This is a genomic window from Leisingera aquaemixtae (genome assembly GCF_019801145.1).
Classification (GTDB): Bacteria; Pseudomonadota; Alphaproteobacteria; order Rhodobacterales; family Rhodobacteraceae; genus Leisingera; species Leisingera aquaemixtae_A.
Map to the genome: position 1 here is coordinate 99,771 of NZ_JAHVJQ010000010.1, position 17,521 is coordinate 117,291.

The 17,521-nt window shown below is 68.6% G+C and carries 15 protein-coding genes; 9 read left to right on the forward strand and 6 right to left on the reverse strand.

Annotated elements, in window-relative coordinates:
* Positions 1–3: 3 nt before the first annotated feature.
* The 6 genes from KUW17_RS19435 to KUW17_RS19460 form a co-directional block, all read right to left on the reverse strand.
* On the reverse strand, positions 4–1,377 hold the full coding sequence (locus KUW17_RS19435) for an aspartate aminotransferase family protein (RefSeq protein ID WP_222481960.1): 1,374 nt from the start codon (positions 1,375–1,377) through the stop codon (positions 4–6).
* A 188-nt stretch (positions 1,378–1,565) separates the two neighbouring features.
* A complete protein-coding gene (gene doeB, locus KUW17_RS19440) occupies positions 1,566–2,558 on the reverse strand; it encodes a N(2)-acetyl-L-2,4-diaminobutanoate deacetylase DoeB (RefSeq protein ID WP_222481961.1) in 993 nt (330 codons plus the stop codon).
* A 3-nt stretch (positions 2,559–2,561) separates the two neighbouring features.
* Positions 2,562–3,749 carry an ectoine hydrolase DoeA gene (gene doeA / locus KUW17_RS19445; RefSeq protein WP_222481962.1) on the reverse strand — a complete coding sequence of 396 codons (1,188 nt, stop codon included), beginning with the start codon at positions 3,747–3,749 and terminating at the stop codon, positions 2,562–2,564.
* Positions 3,750–3,768: 19 nt separating this feature from the next.
* Positions 3,769–4,761: an ectoine utilization protein EutC gene (gene eutC / locus KUW17_RS19450; protein ID WP_222481963.1), complete on the reverse strand. Its 993-nt coding sequence runs from the start codon at positions 4,759–4,761 to the stop codon at positions 3,769–3,771.
* Positions 4,754–5,761, reverse strand: coding sequence for a hydroxyectoine utilization dehydratase EutB (gene eutB, locus KUW17_RS19455; protein WP_222481964.1), 1,008 nt, complete (start codon positions 5,759–5,761; stop codon positions 4,754–4,756). The genes eutC and eutB overlap by 8 nt, the downstream gene beginning before the upstream one ends.
* Before the next feature lie 142 nt (positions 5,762–5,903).
* A complete protein-coding gene (locus tag KUW17_RS19460) occupies positions 5,904–7,298 on the reverse strand; it encodes a PLP-dependent aminotransferase family protein (protein WP_222481965.1) in 1,395 nt (464 codons plus the stop codon).
* Positions 7,299–7,628: 330 nt separating this feature from the next.
* On the opposite strand from KUW17_RS19460, the gene KUW17_RS19465 reads away from it, so the two are divergent.
* From KUW17_RS19465 to KUW17_RS19505, 9 genes are all read left to right on the forward strand, one after another.
* On the forward strand, positions 7,629–8,951 hold the full coding sequence (locus KUW17_RS19465; RefSeq protein ID WP_222481966.1) for a serine/threonine protein kinase: 1,323 nt from the start codon (positions 7,629–7,631) through the stop codon (positions 8,949–8,951).
* 11 nt (positions 8,952–8,962) lie between these two features.
* Positions 8,963–10,375: an FHA domain-containing protein gene (locus KUW17_RS23390; RefSeq protein WP_261397291.1), complete on the forward strand. Its 1,413-nt coding sequence runs from the start codon at positions 8,963–8,965 to the stop codon at positions 10,373–10,375.
* Positions 10,359–11,363 (forward strand): PP2C family protein-serine/threonine phosphatase, encoded by a 1,005-nt coding sequence (locus KUW17_RS19475; RefSeq protein WP_222481967.1) that lies wholly within the window; start codon positions 10,359–10,361, stop codon positions 11,361–11,363. Before KUW17_RS23390 ends, KUW17_RS19475 begins: the two co-directional genes overlap by 17 nt.
* The gene (locus KUW17_RS19480; protein WP_222481968.1) at positions 11,360–12,547 is read left to right on the forward strand and encodes a zeta toxin family protein; all 1,188 of its coding nucleotides are present in this window, start codon (positions 11,360–11,362) and stop codon (positions 12,545–12,547) included. The genes KUW17_RS19475 and KUW17_RS19480 overlap by 4 nt, the downstream gene beginning before the upstream one ends.
* Positions 12,548–12,640: 93 nt before the next feature.
* Complete coding sequence (locus KUW17_RS19485) at positions 12,641–14,701, forward strand: dynamin family protein (RefSeq protein ID WP_222481969.1); 2,061 nt, start codon at positions 12,641–12,643, stop codon at positions 14,699–14,701.
* Complete coding sequence (locus KUW17_RS19490) at positions 14,698–15,666, forward strand: dynamin family protein (RefSeq protein ID WP_222481970.1); 969 nt, start codon at positions 14,698–14,700, stop codon at positions 15,664–15,666. Before KUW17_RS19485 ends, KUW17_RS19490 begins: the two co-directional genes overlap by 4 nt.
* A gap of 60 nt (positions 15,667–15,726) precedes the next feature.
* Positions 15,727–16,107 (forward strand): hypothetical protein, encoded by a 381-nt coding sequence (locus KUW17_RS19495; RefSeq protein WP_222481971.1) that lies wholly within the window; start codon positions 15,727–15,729, stop codon positions 16,105–16,107.
* On the forward strand, positions 16,107–16,877 hold the full coding sequence (locus KUW17_RS19500; RefSeq protein ID WP_222481972.1) for a hypothetical protein: 771 nt from the start codon (positions 16,107–16,109) through the stop codon (positions 16,875–16,877). The genes KUW17_RS19495 and KUW17_RS19500 overlap by 1 nt, the downstream gene beginning before the upstream one ends.
* 152 nt (positions 16,878–17,029) lie before the next feature.
* Positions 17,030–17,521, forward strand: a complete 492-nt coding sequence (locus tag KUW17_RS19505) for a GNAT family N-acetyltransferase (RefSeq protein ID WP_222482034.1) — start codon at positions 17,030–17,032, stop codon at positions 17,519–17,521.

Below are 17,521 nucleotides of genomic sequence, written 5' to 3' on the forward strand. Positions count from 1 at the left end.
GGCTCAGCCTAGCACCGCCTTGACCGCGCGTAGGGTGGCCTCCACCACCTGATCGGCTTCCGCCCGGCTAAGGCAGAAGGGCGGCGCAAAGCCCAGGATATCGCCCTGCGGCATGGCCCGCGCGATCACCTTGTCCTGCTCCAGGAGCTTGGCGGCGATCTGCGGGCCGATTTTCTCCGCGGCATCAAAGAAGGTGCGGCTGTCCTTGTCTTTCACAAATTCGACCGCACAGAGCATCCCCTCGCCGCGCACCTCGCCCACGTTGGAATGGCCCGACAGCGCCTCTGCCATGGTCGCGTTCAGATAGGCACCGGTCTCACCTGCATTGCTGACAAGGTTCAGTTCATCAATCAGCTTGAGGTTCGCCACCCCTGCTGCCGCCCCGATCGGGTGCGCCGAATAGGTCCAGCCGTGGCCGATCGGGCCGTTTTCCTCAGTGCCCTGCTCCAGCACCTTCCAGACCTTCTCCGAGACGATTGACCCGGAAAGCGGCGCATAGGCCGAGGTGAGGCCCTTGGCGATGGTGATGATATCGGCCTCGATCCCGTAGTGATCGGAGCCGAACATGGAGCCGAGCCGCCCGAAGCCGGTGACGACCTCATCCGCGACCAGCAGGATATCGTGTTTCTTCAGCACCGCCTGAATGGCCTGCCAGTAGCCCGCAGGCGGCGGCACGATGCCGCCGGTGCCCAAGACCGGCTCGCCGATGAAGGCGGCGATGGTGCCCGCGCCCTCGCGTTCGATCAGCGCTTCCAGCTCCGCCGCGCAATGGGCGGTGAACTGCTCTTCGGTCTGATCCAGGTCGTCACGGCGGTAGTAATAGGGCGCCTCGGTATGAATGACCTGTTCCACCGGCAGATCGAATTTCTTGTGGAACAGCTCGAGGCCTGTCAGCGAGCCGGTGACGAGGCCCGAGCCGTGATAGCCGCGCCAGCGGGAGATGATCTTCTTCTTTTCGGGCCGCCCCAGAATGTTGTTGTAGTACCAGATCAGCTTGACGTTGGTTTCATTGGCGTCGGAGCCGCCAAGACCGAAATAGACCTTGGACATGTTGGCAGGCGCCCGGTCTAGGATCATTTTCGCCAGCGTGATCGAGGCTTCGGTGCCATGGCCCACGTATGAATGGTAATAGGCCAGCTCCCGCGCCTGATCGGCGATGGCTTCGGCGATTTCCTGGCGGCCATAGCCCGCATTCACGCAGTAAAGCCCGGCAAAGGCATCCAGCAGCCGGTTGCCGTCCCGGTCCTCGATAAACACGCCGGAGGCAGTTTTAATGACTCGGTTGGGGCTTTCACCGCGGGCGTGCTGGGCCAGATGGGTTGAAGGGTGGAAAAAGTTCTCGCGATCCCACTGGTCAAGCTGGTCGTTCTTCAGCATTGGTCATCCTCACAAATAAGGCGGCGCGCCGCCGGTTGAATTTCGGGAGGAGGGTTGCGCGGATCCGGCGCAGGTGTTGCGCGGGATGTGCGGGTATCTCCACCCGACCCACAGCAGCAGCGCGCAATGCCTTTATTGCCAGGGTAAGACAGGCCTATACGGCCTGCCCGGTTATTTCCAGAGTTTGTTTATGCCGCCGAGACCCCAATCACCGCGACGCAGTCGCCGGATTTGATCAGCCCGGGAAAGTGGCGGCTGATCAGCAGCCCGCCCCGGCGGGCGCGGTATTCCACCGGCGGCTGGCCGGTGCGGTCCAGCGGCCAGACCCGCGCCAGCAGGTCCCCCTTGGCAACCACTTCGCCCAGATCCGCCATGATCTCGAACATCCCGCCGCCCTCGCTGAACAGAAAGCAGTCATCATCCGGCATCGTCAGGCTGACAGTCTCCTCCAGCTGCATCTCGCCCTGCAAAATGCCCGCATGGATCAGCACGTTGCGCAGCCCCTTCTTGGCAATTGCATTGCTGCGCGCGGTGGAGGAGCCGCCGCCGCCAAGCTCCGTTGTGACCAGAACCTTGCCCATCTGCTCCACCGCGGTGTCATACATGCCCGCGCTGTCGATCTCCAAGAGCTCCACCGAATAGGGCGCGTTGAACGCTTTCATCGCGGCAAAGCACGCCTCCTGCGTCGGTTTGTCCTCCAGGATATGGGCGGCGGCAAAGGGCACGAAGTCCAGCGTCTTGCCGCCGGAGTGGAAATCCACCGCCAGATCCGCCAGCGGCAAGAGCGTGCGCTGGAAGTAATCCGCGATCTTCTCGGTCACGGTGCCGTCGGGGCGGCCCGGAAAGGCGCGGTTCATGTTGCCCCTGTCGATGGGCGAGGTGCGGGTTCCTGCGCGGAAGGCCGGGTAGTTGAAGGCCGGCACGATGATCAGCCTGCCCGTGATGTCCTCAGACTTCGTGGTAGCGGCAAGCTCCTGCAGCGCAATCGGACCTTCATATTCATCGCCGTGGTTGGCCCCTGTCAGAAGCGCCGTCGGCCCGTCTCCGTTCCTGATCACCGTCAGCGGAATCATTACCGAGCCCCAGGCAGAGTCATCCCGGCTGTAGGGCAGTTTCAGGAAGCCGTGATGCACCCCGTCGCGGTCCAGCGGGATGGTCGGGGAGATTGGGTTTTTCTTCATGGCTCAATCCTTCACGAACATCTTGCGCGGCACATCCGACAGGCAGTCCGGCCTGTCTGCCCCGATGCGGATGCTTTCGGTGATCTCAAAACCCCAATCCTCCATCCACAGGCCGGTCATGAAGTGGAAGGTCATGTTTTCCTGCAAGACGGTGGTGTCGCCCGGGCGCAGCGACATGGTCCGCTCGCCCCAGTCCGGCGGGTAGCTGACGCCGATCGGATAGCCGGTGCGGTTGTCCTTCTCGATGCCGTATGTCTTCAGCACCTTGAAAAACGCCTTGGCGATGTCCTCGCAGGTGTTGCCGGCCTTGGCCATTTCGAGGCCCGCCTCCATGCCCTCCAGCACCGCCTTCTCCGCGTCCATGAAGGTCTGCGTCGGCTTGCCCAGGAACACGGTGCGCGACAGCGGGCAGTGGTAGCGGTGGACGACGCCCGCGATCTCGAAAAACGTGCCCTCGCCGGATTTCATCGGCATGTCGTCCCATGTAAGATGCGGCGCGGCGGCGTCGGAGCCGGAGGGCAGCAGCGGCACAATCGCGGGGTAGTCGCCGCCGAAACCCAGCTCCGCATCATAGCGCAGGCCTGCGTCATAGATATCCGCCACCAGATCGCATTTGCGCATCCCCGGTTCGATCTTCTCAACAATGCGCCGGTGCATCCGTCCGACGATCTGCCCCGCCTGCCGCATATACGCCAGCTCCGCCTCGGACTTTACCGCCCGCTGCCAGTTGACCAGCGCATTGGCATCGGCAAAGCGCGCATTGGGCAGGTGCTTCTGCAAGGAGGCAAAAGCGGCGGCGGTGAAGTAGTAGTTGTCCATCTCGACGCCGATCACGCCGCCGTCCAGCCCGCGGTCTTTCAGCTGCGCAGACAGGTAGTCCATCGGGTGCCGCTCGGTCGACTGCACGTAGTGGTCCGGGTAGCCGATGATATTCGCGGGATCCATCCAGCAGGTGCGCAGGGCGCCGTTGGCATCCTGGCCGCGGCCGTACCAGACCGGCGCGCCGTCCATGCTGACGATAACGCATTGATGCACGTAGAAGGACCAGCCGTCATAGCCGGTCAGCCAGTTCATGTTTGAGGGGTCTGTGACGATCAGAAGATCGATGCCGCGGCGGGCCATCTCTGCCCGGGTCTTGCCGAGGCGCGCCTGATACTCCGCGCGGGTGAAATACAGCTTGGGGTCTGCCATATGCGTGGGTCCTGATTGATCAGCTGGTAAAGGTGGCGCCTGCCCCCGCCGCATCAGCGCGGGAGCTTGCAAGGGTTGCGATGGCGGTGTCCTGCACGCCGGTGCCGGTGAGGTCGGCAATGATCAGGTCGCTGGCGGACTGGCGGCCTTCGGCCTTGCCAGCAGCAATGTCTCCGAGTTCGGCAAAGCGGCGGTCCCCGGCGATCAGCCCCGCCGCCACGGCGCTGCGCAGCTCGCCCTTGTCGGCGCATTGCGCTTGGCTGTCGGGCACATAAAGGTCCGCCTTCGCCAGGCAGGCGGGGTCCAGCTCGCATTTGTGCGCTTGGTCCGATCCCATTGCGATCACCAGCTGCCCCGGCTGCAGCCAGTCGGCCCGGACCACGGGCTCCGCCGCGGGGGTTGTGGTGACGACGATATCCGCCGATGCAACCGCCTGGGCGATATCCGTGCTGGCGGTGACATTCATTCCCAGGTCTTCGCGCAGGCCGGCGGCTGCGGCTTCTGCCTTGGCCGAGTCCCGCGCCCAGATTTCCGCGCTTTTGATGCCGCGCACCAGGGTCATCGCCTTTAGCTGCATCCGCGCCTGCACGCCCGCGCCGATAATGCAGACACGCGCTGCATCCTCCCGCGCCAAATGGCGCGCCGCGACCGCTCCCGCCGCGGCGGTGCGCACATCGGTAAGGTAGCCATTGTCCAGAAGCAGCGCCTCCAGCAGGCCGGTCTTGCTGGAAAACACCACCATCAGTCCGGTAGTGCTGGGCAGGCCGAGCCTGGGGTTGTCGAAGAACCCGGGGCTCATCTTCATGGCAAAGCTTTCGATGCCCGGCACATAGGCGGATTTCACGCAGACCTCGCCGTTATGGTCGGGGACCAGCAGCGTCATGATCGGCGGCATCTCCACTCCGCCCCCGGCGAGCGTGGTAAATCCCTGTTCGACGCAGTCGACCGCGCCGGTATCAAGCGGCACCAGTACGCGCAGGTCCGCCTCGGTCAGGATCTTGATATCACGCATCCGCGCCACCCCCGCTTTCTGCCGCCATGTCCGCATCCTCGCCATCGATTATGCGCTTGTGCAGGCCCATGCCGATGTTCTGGCCGCTGACCAGCACCGCGCAGCGCCCCGGCTCTTTGATCTTGCCCGCCAGCAACGCCGCGATGCCGACACTGCCGGAGCCCTCGATCACCTGCCGCTCCTCGAAATAGGCGTGGCGGATGGCGGCGGCGATTTCCGCTTCGGAGACCAGAACCGCATCATTCACCAGCGCCTGCGTCATCTTGAAAGTATAGGCATTGTCGAGCCCGATGCCGCCGCCCAGCGAATCCGCCAGCGTCGGCAGCTCCTCGACCTGCACCGGCCTGCCCGCCTGCAGGCTGGCGTGCATCGCAGCGCCGCGTTCCATGCTGACGCCGATGACGCGGATGTCCGGGTTTGCCGCCTTCATCACCATGCCGACGCCGGAGATCAGCCCGCCGCCCGAAAGCGGCACCAGCACCGTTTGCAGACCCGGCATCTGCTCCAGCATCTCCAGCGCCACGGTGCCTTGCCCGGCGATGACATCCGGGTGGTCAAACGGCGGCAGCATGGTCATGCCTTCGGCGGTCAGCCGCTCCGCCTCTGCTTGCGCGTCATCCTGGGAGCGGCCAATGATGCGCACCTCGGCGCCGTGGGACCGGATGCCTGCGACCTTGTTCTGCGGCACCAGCTCCGACATGCAGATGACGCAGCGCACGCCGGACTGTGCCGCCGCATAGGCCAGCCCGCGCCCGTGGTTTCCGGTGGAAACGCCCACCACGCCCGCCGCGCGCTGTTCCGGCGTCAGCGACAGCACCGCGTTCACCGCGCCGCGCAGCTTGAAGCTGCCGGTGATCTGGCTGTTCTCCAGCTTCAGCGCCACCTGCCCGCCGCAGAGCCGGCTCAGCGTGGGCGAATCCATCATCGCGGTCTGACGGATGCGCCCCGCAATCCGCGCCCGGGCCTGATAGCTGTGCTGAAGCGTGATCGTCTCTGTCATCGGGCTCGTTCTGCAAGGCAGGTGTCAGGAAAGGCCCGCCGCAGCCTGCACCGGAACCCGTGGTTCCGGCCCGGCCGGCGCGCCCTGATCCAGCCTTGGAAAGACTTGTCCTGCGAGTCAATTTTTTTTTGTCGCGTGACAATCAGAAAGCCAGTGCCGCCGCCGCCTCCGGCGGCTGGCGCAGCATTCCTGCCAGCAGCTCCAGCGCCTGCCGGAACCGGTCCGGATCCTGCACGCTGCCCAGCGAGATCCGCACTGCGTTCTGCGGCGGCACCCGCGGCGCCAGGAACGGGGTATCCGGTGCCACCGCGACATTCAGCTGCCGCGCGTAGGCCGCGAAGCCCTCGCTGGTCCAGCCGCCCGGCAGCGTCAGCCACAGGTGCAGCGCCGCCGGGTGGCCCTGCCAGTTCCAGCCCTGAAGCGCCTCCGCGGCGATGGCGTGGCGCTCCGCCAGGGCGCGGCGCTGCCAGCGGGCCAGCTCCAGCGCGGTGCCGTCCCGAACCCAGCGGCTGGCCAGCTCGCACACCAGCGGAGTGGCCATCCAGCTGAACACCACGATCCGCCCGGTGAGCGCGGGCAGCAGATGCTCCGGTGCTGCCAGATAGCCCGCCCGCAGCCCCGGCAATGTGCATTTGGTGAAGGTGGTCAGATACACAGTACGCTCCGGCGCCAGCGCCGCAACCGGCACCGGGCGGTCCTCTGCCACCGGGCCGAAAGCGTCGTTTTCGATGATCAGAAGATCATGGCGGCGGGCAACTTCCACCAGCGCCCGGCGCCGCGCCTCAGGCATCATCCCGGCAGTGGCATTGGCTAGGGAAGGAAGCAAAAACAACGCCTTGGGATTGTTGTTGCGGCAAAATTCCTGCAGCGCGTCCGGCAGCATCCCATCGCCATCCATTTCCAGCCCGGCCAGGGTCAGCCCCAGGCTGGCGCAGGCCGAGACCAGCAGGTGATGGGTGATCTTGTCCGCCACCACGGTGTCGCCGGGACGAGCCAGCGCCGTCAGTGCCGCCGACAGCCCGTGGCTGACCCCGTTGGTCATCAGGATCCGCCCGGCCGGCACCTCCAGCCCGCAGATCCTCAGCCACTCCGCGCCGGCCTGCCGGTGCGCCTCATGGCCCGCGTTGGGACGGGTGGACAGATAGCAGGACGGATCCAGCCCTTCCGGCAGCTGCTGCAGCGCCTGCTGGAACCGATCCGCGTGCAGCTGCGCAAACAGCGGCCGCGAAATTGACAAGTCAAAGCCGCCGCCGGTCTCCGATTGCAGCCGGTAGGGCGGGCTGCCGGCCGCCTCCGGCCCGGTCACAAAGCTGCCGCGTCCGACCTGGCCGTCGATCAGCCGCTGCCGCCGCAGGCTGTCATAGGCCTTGCTGACGGTGTGCACGCTCAAGCCCAGCTGCTCAGCCATCCGGCGGTGGGTCGGCAGCTGCGCCCCCTTGGCCCAGCGGCCGTCGGAAATTGCCTTGGCAAGCGCCTGCGCCAGGCTGGCATGCAGCGGAGAGGTCAGGGATTCGGGATCGGGATGCCACATTGTCATGCGACAATCATAACGGCAGCGGGGGGAGTTTCCCACCCCCCTTGCGCCGCTCCCGCAACTGCAGGCCCGGCCGCCTCGCACCCGGCACGCGCCGGATGACCGCCGCCTGGCCCGGCGGGATAGGTGCGCAGTTTAACTAACTTCAAAGCAACTAGCCGACCGCGCGTTAACCCAATGTTTGCTGCCCTTTCGGGACAATTGCGGCGGAAATCGGGCGGATCTGCCCCAATTGCCCGAATGGGGCCGTGAACATTCCCCATTCCGCCGGCAGCGTTAAGGTCCAGCCGCCCTGTTCCGGCTGCGTCCCTGCTGCCACGAGGAAATGCCAACGTGCCTCACGACACACCATCTGCCGATCCGGCACCGGTCTGCGAACTGCCCTGCGGCGTCAAGCTGCTCCAGGGCCAGTACCAGATCGAGCGGCCGCTCATCAGCGGCGGTTTCGGCATCACCTACCTGGCGCGCGACAGCCTGGAGCGGCGGGTGGTGATCAAGGAATGTTTTCCTGCCGGTCTTTGCCGCCGCGATGGCCACGAGGTGGCGCCGGCCGCGCCGGAGCACGCCAAATCATGCCGCAACGTGCTGCGTGCCTTCCTGCGCGAGGCGCATCTGCTGGCCCGCGCCGAACATCCCGGCATCGTCGGTGTGCACCAGGTCTTCAAGGAAAACCAGACCGCCTATATCGCGATGGAATTCATCGACGGGCTGGACCTGCTGACGATCCGCGAGGAGCAGTCGGAGCGGCTGACCGCGCCGCTGCTGCGGCAGATCCTCGACCAGGCGCTGGAGGCGCTCGGCTGTCTGCACGGGCTGGGTATCCTGCACCGCGACATCTCGCCCGACAACCTGCTTCTGGGCAAAGACGGCACCCTGACCCTGATCGATTTCGGCGCCGCGGCCGGCAGCACCCCGCGGGATGACACCGCGCTGCCTGTGCTGCTCGCGGTCAAGGACGGCTATTCCGCGCATGAGCTGTACAAGCCCGACCTGCCGCAGCGCCCGGCCTGCGATATCTACGCGCTTGGCGCCACCTTCTATTACCTGATCACCGGCGAGGTTCCGCCCGGCAGCCAACAGCGGCTGACCGCGGTGACGGCCGGCAACCCGGACCCCTGCCCGCCACTTCTGGGCGGCCCCTGGGCGGCGGATCCGGCGCTGCTGGCGACCGTGGACCAGGCCATGTCGGTGCTGCCGGCCGAGCGTTTCCAGTCCGCCCGCGCCTGGGCCGGGATGCTGGCGGAATGCGATGCCGCGGACCCGGCGCTCGCCGCCGCCGCCCAGCCGCAGGCGGCCGCCGCGCTAGAGGACAGTGGCGCACTGGACCTGGCCATCGCCGATCTGGTCGCCGCCACCAATTCGAGCCTCACCCCAGGCCAGCCGCGCGCCGCCCGCCCGGACCCGGACCCGGCGCCGGAACCGGCTGCGGACAAGCCCTGCCAGATGGTCAATCTGTTCGGCGAGCCGGTCAGCGATCTGGAGGCCTGGCTGGCAGAGGAGGACGCCCTGGCGCGGCGAAGCAAGAACGCCCCTGCCGCCGGGCAGCCGCCCGCGGCGGCCGCCCTGGGGGAGGCGCCGCCCAAACCCACATTGGCAGGCCGCCTGCGCAGGATTTTCGGGTTCCAGAACGGCAGCCCGGCAACGGTTAAGAACTGAAGGAAACGGTTATGAAGTTCATCAAGGATATCATCGGCGAAAAGCGGGAACGGGTCCGGATGGACGCGCCTGCCGCGGAACCGGTGCAGCCGCCTCCGCAGGACCCCTTTGCCTCGCTCACCGGCGGGGCCGAGGCGGCGGCAGGCAGCGGCGGCGCGCCGCTCAGCCTGGACCGCGGCTTCCTGCTGGACCCGGATCCGGAAGAGGACACCGCTGAGGAGTTTTTCCTGCCGGAGGATTTCCTGGAAGACAGCCCCGCGGACTCGGACGAAGAGGACACCGAGGCCGCTGCCGATCTGCAGGACATGGCAGAGGACATCACCGGCAGCCTGGACACCGGAGCACCTGAGGAGGACGCTATCGCCGCCTTCTTTGCCCGCGAGCAGGCCCCGGCGCCCGCCGCGGCCCCGCAGGCCGCCCCCGAGCCCGGGCAGGAACCGGCGCAGCCCGACACATTGGACGGCTTCGGCGCAGCCGCCGAGGAGCCGGAGCAGGAAGCCTATGCGCCGGAGGACGCTTACGCGGCTGGCGAAGACGAGAATGGCGGTTATCTGCCTGAGGATGAAGAAGATTTCCAGGACACCTTCGAAGCGGAGGCCGATTTCGGCCGCCTGCAGCAGCCGGAGGCGGCGGCAGAGCGCCCGGGGGGCTACCGGATTTTCCGCCGCAATGCCGTCCGCGGCGCCGGCGAGCCCGAAACCGCTCCCGATGGACCTGCCGAAGCTCCGGAGGCGGCCGCCCCGCAGCCGGAAGCCGTGTCCGCGGCGGAGGACGGCCTGAGCGGGTCCACCCGGCCCGCGGCGCAGCCCGCTCCGCAAACGGCCTGGCAACCGGACCCGCAGGCTGCTGCTGAGGCCCCCCAGCCCGCTGCCCCGCAGGCACCGCCCGCCGCGGCTGCGCCGATCGACGTGCCCGCGCCCTCGATGGGCCGCGGCGCCAGCCGCGCAGGCCGCGTCAAGACCCGCCTGCTGGGCTTCAGCCCGGCGCAGGCGCCCGGCAGCGACCCGTTCTCGCGCAGTGCCGAGGGTGCCGCGCCCGGCTACACTCAGTTCCCGGTCGGCTGGCTGGCAGTGGTGCAGGGCCCGGGCCGCGGTGCCGCCTTCACCCTGTTCAGCGGCGTTTCCGTGATCGGCCGCGGCGAAGACCAGACCGTGCGGCTGGACTTCGGGGACAACAGTATCTCGCGCGACAATCACGCCGCCATCGCCTATGACCCGGAGCAGAAGTCCTTTTACATCGGCCACGGCGGCAAGGCGAACCTGGTACGCCGCAACGGCCGCCCGGTGCTCAGCACCGAGGAGCTGGCGGCGGGCGACGTGATCCGCATCGGCGAAACCACACTGCGCTTCGTGCCGCTTTGCGGCGCTGATTTCGGCTGGGACCAGCCGCAGCAACGCGATGGCTCCCATGCTGCATTCAGCTGAGCTCGAATACGACGCCGCGACGGCCATCAGCCAGGGCCGCCGCGACCGTCAGGAGGATGCCGTGGCGGCCGATTTCCTGGCCGGCGCCGGCACCGGCTTTGCGGTGCTGGCCGACGGCATGGGCGGCCATGCGGCGGGTGATGTCGCCGCCAAGATCGTGGTCACCGAGGTGTTCAGCGAGCTGAAGCTGCGCGCGGGCGAGCCGGAGCAATTGGAGCCCGCCATCGGCGAGGTGCTGCATAGCGCCGCCGACGGCGCCAACGCCTGTCTCGGCGAATACGCCAGCCACCAGCCACAGCTGCGGGCCCAGGGCATGGGCGCCACCCTTCTGGCGCCGGTGCTGTTCCGCGACCGGCTCTACTGGATCTCGGTGGGGGACTCGCCGCTCTACCTGTTCCGCGACGGCGCGCTGATCCGTCTCAACGCCGACCACTCGATGGCAGCGGAGCTGGAGAAGCTGGTGGCGCGCGGCCGCATGGACCCGGCCGAGGCCGCCGCCCATCCGGACCGCCACTGCGTGACCTCGGTGCTGACCGGCGCCGACATCCCGCACATTGACTGCCGCAGCGCCCCGGTGCGGCTGCAGCACGGCGATATCGTGCTGGCCGCCAGCGACGGGCTGCTGTTTCTGGCAGAAGAAGAGATTGCCGAAGTGCTGGCCGCCGAATGCTGCAGCCCCAGCGCCCGCATCGGCGCCGCGCTGATGCAGCGGCTGGAAGCGCTGGACGCGCCGGAGCAGGACAACGCCGCCTTCTGCGTGATCAAGCCTTTCGACCCGCAGGCAGCCCCCGAACTGCCCGCCCCGCCGCTCTCCGCCGAGGCCCCGGCGGCCGGGCCGCTGCCTGCGGAAGCGGAACCGCTGCCGGGCAGCCAGCCCGCCGCTCCGGCCCGCCCGCGCACCGGCCGCCGGGTGATCACCTTCCTGGCCACCGCAACCTGGCGCGATACGCCTGGCGGCAGCCGCAGCAAGACGGATGCATCCGCGTGAGCCTTCCCCAGAGAGACATAAGCCCGCTGGCAGGCCAGCTGGAGCGGACCCTCAGCACCGGCCTGCTGCCCTCGGAGGTCAGCGGCTGGGGTAGCCAGCTGCTGCAGCGCCTGCGCCAGCCGGTGCAGGTGGCGGTCGCTGGCGCCCCCGGCGCCGGCAAATCCGCCCTCATCGACATGCTGCTGGGCCGGGTGGTCATCGGCCGCAACGGCAGCGGCCTGCTCGTCGACATCTGCCACGGCCCGCAGGAGGCCGTGGTGTTCGAATCCGCTGCCGGCGAGCGCCTGCAGCAGCCGGGCGTGCTCGCCCGCCTGGAGGTGCCGGAAGGCACCCGCCGCGCGCGCCAGATCCTGCCCGACCCGCAGCTGTGCTGGCACAGCTACCGCGAACTGCCGCTGGCCGGGCCGCAGGAGCGCCGCCACGACCTGCTGCAGCAGGCGGCGGCTTCGGCGGACATCATCCTGTGGTGCAGCCAGGACTTCCCTGCTGCCGAACAGGCGCTCTGGGCGGCGGTGCCCGACAGCACCAAGGACCACAGCTTTCTAGTGCTCACCATGGCCGACCGCCAAGTGATGCGCGGCACCCTGCCCGGCCTGATCGAAACGCTGGAGCCGATCGCCGCGGAGGAGTTCCTGGGCGTCTACCCGGTGGCCGCGATCCAGGGGCTGACCGCCCGCTCCGCAGAGGCGCCGCAGGACGGGCTCTGGCGCTCCAGCGGCGGCAAACAGCTGAGCGGCGACATGCTGCGGCAGGTGGAGCTGGGCCGCGCCTCGGATGTGGATCAGGCGGAGCTGCTGATCCGGCAGTTCGGAGGCTCGCTTCCGGCGGAAGCCGCGCCGCCGGTACCCGCTGCCGCATCCGCATTCGCGCAGCCCGCCAGCCTGGCGGCCGCGCTTGACCAGCTGCAGCAGGGCGCCGAGCAGATGCTGGCGGAAGCCGAGGCTGCCGGCGGCCCCCAGGCCGGCCCGGTGCTGGCCCAGTGCATGGAGCTGATCCGCGGCCTGTCGCAGTCGCTTGGCGCCCTGCCCCCCGGCGCCGCGGCGGATGCCGCCCGCGAGGCGGTGCAGGACGGCGAGGAGATGCTGATGCTGTGCCAGCTGGAACAGGACGAGGACGCAGCCATCGATGCGGTGACGCTGCTCATACAATTGAAGAAGGAGCTGTCCGGGGATCCGCCCGGATAAGGCCCGCCGCCCCCTGCCCGCCTGCGCTGCCCTCCGGCGCCGGCGGGCAGGGCAACAGAAGAAACGCCAAAGCAGGACACAGCAGGTTCCGCCATGAACATGGAAAACCAGATCGAGAGTGCCACCGACATCCGCGCCTCCGCGCGGCCCACCAACCTGAGCGCCGGGCTGGAGCCGCTGGCGGCCTATGCCCGCAAGGCGCGGCGGCTGGACGGCGCGCTCACCGCCCTGCAGGAGGTTGCAGGCCAGCGGGTCCAGCGCAGCCTCGCCCGTCTGCAAGAGGAACTGGCCGCCTTCGAGCCCAGCGTCACGCTGCTGGGGCAGGTCAAATCCGGCAAGACCTCGCTGGTCAACGCGATGGCGGGCTGGGCCGACCTCCTGCCGTCCGACGTGAATCCCTGGACCTCGGTTGTCACCTCTCTGCATTTGGAGCCAGGCGACAGCCGCATCGAAAACAAGGCCAGCTTTCAATTCATGACCGAGGAGGAATGGGACCGGCTGACCACCAAGGGCGGCCGCATCGGCGAAATGGCGGGCCGCGCCGGCGCCGGCAGCGAGCTGCAGAAGATCCGTGCCCAGATCGAGGAGATGCGCGACCGCTCCCGCCAGCGGCTGGGCCGCAAGTTCGAGCTCCTGATGGGCCAGAAGCACGACTACGGCTATTTCGACAAGAACCTGATCGAACGCTACATCTGCCTCGGCGACGACTTCGACGGCGAGGATCTGGGCGAGGTCGACGAACAGGGCCGCTTTGCCGACATCACCCGCGCCGCCGATCTGTACCTGAACTGCCACAGCGTGCCGCACCGTCTCTGCCTGCGCGACACACCGGGCGTCAACGACACCTTCATGATGCGCGAGCAAATCACCATCCAGGCGATCCGCGACAGCCGCATCTGCGTGGTGGTGCTGTCGGCGGGCCAAGCGTTGACCTCGGTCGACATGGGGCTGATCCGGATGATCTCCAACCTCAAGTCGCGCGAGGTGGTGATTTTCGTCAACCGCATCGACGAGCTGGCCGACCCGGCAAACCAGATCGCCGAGATCGAAGCCAGCATCCGCCAGACCCTGGAGACCCACCATGGGCCGCAGGAGGCCACCATCCTGTTCGGCAGCGCCTACTGGGCCAACAAGGTGTTGACCGGCGGGCTGGAGGATATGGACCCGGCCAGCTCCGCCGCGCTGATCAACTGGGCCGAGGCGTCGGTCAATGCATCCCACGCCAAGGCCACCGCTCAGAATATGGTGTGGGAGCTGTCGGGGATCCCGGCCCTCAACCGCGCCGTTTCCGAACGCATTGCCGCCGACCTTGGCGCGCCGCTGCTGGAGCGCATCGCTGCCTCCGCTACCACCGCCGCCACCGGCCAGCAGGCCGCCAATGCGGTGCTGGTGCAGGGCGAGGGCAGCGGCGGCGGCGCCAACATGCACGACGTCCGCACCGCCTTCGAGGGGATTTGCCAGACCCATATGGAAGCGCTGGAAGCGGAGCTGAAGCTTGTGCTCGACACCTTCCGCGACCGCGCCGACCGGGCCCATGCCACCTTTACCGACCGGGCCACCCATTCGCTGATCGACCATCTGGAGAAATGGGGCGAGGACTGCCATTGGGAATATGACCCGGCCGGGCTGCGGATGCTCCTGCGCTCTGCCTACTCGGTGATGGCCAGCCGCCTGCAGTCCGCCTCCCTGGTCCGCTACGAGGCCGCGGTGCAGGATGTGGCAGAGCTGCTCTATGACGGTTTCGGCCAGGCGGTCGAGGGTATCCAGCTGGCGGTGCCGGAAGTGCCCCAGCCCGCCTCCCCGGTGGCCCTGGCGCAGTCTATTGCGCTTGATTTCAACGACAGCTGGTGGGCCTCCTGGTGGCGCCGCACCCGCGGCTACAAGGCCTTTGCCAAACAGTTTCGCAAATTGATCGCAGGCGAGACAGAGGATTTCATGACCCAGCTCAAGACCGTGCAGACGGCGGACGCACGCGCCGCTATCCTCGCCCGGCTTCAGACCTTCTTCGACGATCAGCGCGACATCCTGCTGGAAATCGCCGACTGCTCCCGCGGCGGCGGCGACATGCAGGCGCTGTTTGCCGGCGATGAGGCCGGCCGCCGCCAGTCACAGACCGCTACTGCCATGGAAACACTCAGGAGTTTCACCGCATGACGTATCAGACTGCCTCGCAGGCCACCGCTCCTGCTGCCGCCCCCTTCGCCCCTGAAGCCGCCCTGCCGCGCAAGCCCCGGCTGGCGCTGATGGGCGAATTCAGCGCCGGCAAGAGCACTCTCACCAACCTGCTGGTCGGCCGCCAGCCGCTGCCGACCCGGGTTACCGCCACCCGCCTGCCGCCGGTGTGGATCTCGCACGGGGCGGAGGGCGCCCGCCTTGTCGGCACCGACGGCAGCGAGGCGCCGGTGCCGCTGGAGGATCTGGCCAGCGTGCCGCTGGAAACCACTGCGCTGATCCGCCTGAGCCTGCCCGCCGAGGCACTGGAGCTGTGCGACCTGATCGACATGCCCGGGATTTCCGATCCCAACATGCCCGCCAGCGTCTGGCAGAACCTGCTGCCGGAGGTCGACAGCGTGATCTGGTGCACCCATGCCACCCAGGCCTGGCGCCAGTCCGAAGCCGCCGCCTGGGAGGAGATCGCGGCCCGCCTCGATGCCCCCAGCACCCTGCTGATCACCCATTTCGACAAGCTCAAGACCCCGCGTGACCGCGACCGGGTGCTGCGCCGGGTGCAGAAGGAAACCGGCGATGCCTTCAACGCCATCTTCCCGCTGTCGCTCAGCCAGGCGCTCTCCGCCGGCGAGGACATGGAGGCCTGGAAGACCAGCGGCGCCGACGGGTTCATCGAATACCTGGTCGACCTGCTGCTGAACTGGTCGCAGCCGGGGCGCGGTAGCACGGCGGCCCGGGATCGGGCTGCGGCGCAGCCGCTGCAGCCCGATCAGGCGCTGCGGGCAGAGGTGCTTGACATCGCCGCCCCCCGCGGCAGCAGCGCCCAGCCGCCGGTGCCCGCCGAGGCCGAAGGCGGCCCGCGGGTGACGCCGCGCCGGGTGTCAGCCGCCTCGCGGCGCAGCCCGCGGCCGGACCGCCTGCCTCCCGAAGCACCGTTTGACAGCGAGTAAGGACGCCATGCCGCCACGACCCGTGCCACAGCCCGTGCAGGCCCGCAGCGGAGGGAGCCGATGACTCTGGCCCGCCAGCTCGACGATCTGCGCCGCCAGGAGCCCGGCTGCCGCCTGGCTGCCTTCGGCGATCTCGGCGCCAGCATTGTCCTGCGCAGCAGCAGCGCGTCCGGCCACCCGCAGGAATACCTTGACGATCTCTGCCAGCAGGCCCGGCGCGGGTTCCTGGCGCTGGATGCCGCCGCCCGGGCGGCGGGCACCGCAGCGGCGGCCCCGGCGGACGACGTGCTGGTGCTGGCCCCGGGCGAGGCACGGCTGTTCCTGCGCGCCGCGGGCGGGACCGGCGATGCGGTGCTCTGCGTTTGCTCCGATGCCGATGCCGCCACCCGGCTGGCCTTCCCGGCGCGCCAGCTGCTGGCAGCCCTGGACGGGGGGGTGTGATGGCGGATCCGGCACATCAGGCCCCGAAGCAGCAGACCGCCGCGGCAAAGCTGCGTCAGGCGCTGGCCCGGCTGACGGAACCGGCAGACGCCGGACCGGCGGCCGGGCAGGAAAGCCTCAGTGCCGCCGTGCTGCGGGAAATCAGCGAAACCGTGCTGCCGCGCCAGTTGACCCTGGTGATCGGGCAGCAGCCTGCCGCAAGCCTCACCCTTGCGCAGCGCAGGCTGGCGGGCCTCAGCCTGGCCGCCGCCGCAGACTCCTCCCCCGCCGCCGAGGATCCGGCCGCAGCGGCGCAGCTGTTTGCCGCCCGCCTGCGCCGCCTGGAGGCGGCGGCTGAGGCGCAGGGCCGGGGCTTCTGCTTCCGCCGCCGCCCCTGCGCTGCACCGCAGGGGGCCGGCAGCTGCTCGGCCCGGATGCTGGAGGCCGCGCTCTCTGCCGTCGGCCACGGGCCGCTGGACCGCTTCCGTGCCCAGGCCGCCGACCAGGCCGCTGCCTGGCTTTACTGCCCCCGCGGCAGCGGCTCCGCCGAATCCGCCGGTCCTGCGCCGCTGCTGGCCCAGCTGGAGGCGGTGCGCAACGCGCTCATCGCCCGCGCCGCCCGCCCCGCCTCTGCCCGGGTGCCGGTGCCGAAACCCGACTGCCTGCTGCTGCCGGTCTCGCCGCAGCAGCATATCCTTGCGGCCTCCGACGGCGGCGCGCTGCTGCTTCTGGCGCTGCCGCCCGCCGCGGCCAAGGCCCAGGCCGCCGCCTGGAGCAGCATCTACGGCTGAGCCCGGGGCGCGCTGCCCAAAAAACAGGCACACACCCCTGCAGCGGGTGTTTGGAAACGTTTCCGGGTTTGCCAGCCGCAATTCGGCCGCTACAACCCGGGGACATGCGGCTGCGGCAGCGCAGCCCGCACACAGCCCAATGGACCCCGACGATGACCGCCACAGCCTCCGCCGCGTTCGACATCACCGCAACCCGCCCCTCGGACCCGGAGGCCGCCGCGCTGATCCGCCGCCACCTGGAGCAGATGGTGGCGCAATCGCCCGAGGAAAGCTGCCATGCACTCGACGGCAGCGGGCTGGAGGGGCCGGAGGTGAAATTCTTTCTGCTGCGCCGGTCCGGCCGGGCACTGGCCATGGGCGCGCTCAAGGACCTCGGCGACGGCGCCCGCGAGCTGAAGTCGATGCACACCTTGGTCGAGGCCCGCGGCAGCGGCGCCGGCCGCGCCATGCTGGAGTTCCTGCTTGACCTTGCCCGCAGCGAACAGGCCGCCGCGGTCTGCCTGGAAACCGGCTCCACCGATGACTTCTTGCCCTCGCGAAGGCTGTATGAGTCCTTCGGCTTTGCGCCCTGCCCGCCGTTTGCGGATTACGCCGAAGACCCCTGGTCCGTGTTTATGCGCCTGGATCTGCGCGCCGCGGCTTGA

Bases quoted from the DNA above. Each gene is read 5' to 3' on its own strand.
- KUW17_RS19460 (WP_222481965.1), bottom strand. From the start codon at position 7,298: ATGACAATGTGGCATCCCGATCCCGAATCCCTGACCTCTCCGCTGCAT.
- doeB (WP_222481961.1), bottom strand. From the start codon at position 2,558: ATGAAGAAAAACCCAATCTCCCCGACCATCCCGCTGGACCGCGACGGG.
- KUW17_RS19495 (WP_222481971.1), top strand. From the start codon at position 15,727: ATGACTCTGGCCCGCCAGCTCGACGATCTGCGCCGCCAGGAGCCCGGC.
- doeA (WP_222481962.1), bottom strand. From the start codon at position 3,749: ATGGCAGACCCCAAGCTGTATTTCACCCGCGCGGAGTATCAGGCGCGC.
- KUW17_RS19485 (WP_222481969.1), top strand. From the start codon at position 12,641: ATGAACATGGAAAACCAGATCGAGAGTGCCACCGACATCCGCGCCTCC.
- KUW17_RS19475 (WP_222481967.1), top strand. From the start codon at position 10,359: ATGCTGCATTCAGCTGAGCTCGAATACGACGCCGCGACGGCCATCAGC.
- KUW17_RS19500 (WP_222481972.1), top strand. From the start codon at position 16,107: ATGGCGGATCCGGCACATCAGGCCCCGAAGCAGCAGACCGCCGCGGCA.
- KUW17_RS19435 (WP_222481960.1), bottom strand. From the start codon at position 1,377: ATGCTGAAGAACGACCAGCTTGACCAGTGGGATCGCGAGAACTTTTTC.
- eutB (WP_222481964.1), bottom strand. From the start codon at position 5,761: ATGACAGAGACGATCACGCTTCAGCACAGCTATCAGGCCCGGGCGCGG.
- eutC (WP_222481963.1), bottom strand. From the start codon at position 4,761: ATGCGTGATATCAAGATCCTGACCGAGGCGGACCTGCGCGTACTGGTG.
- KUW17_RS19505 (WP_222482034.1), top strand. From the start codon at position 17,030: ATGACCGCCACAGCCTCCGCCGCGTTCGACATCACCGCAACCCGCCCC.
- KUW17_RS19490 (WP_222481970.1), top strand. From the start codon at position 14,698: ATGACGTATCAGACTGCCTCGCAGGCCACCGCTCCTGCTGCCGCCCCC.
- KUW17_RS23390 (WP_261397291.1), top strand. From the start codon at position 8,963: ATGAAGTTCATCAAGGATATCATCGGCGAAAAGCGGGAACGGGTCCGG.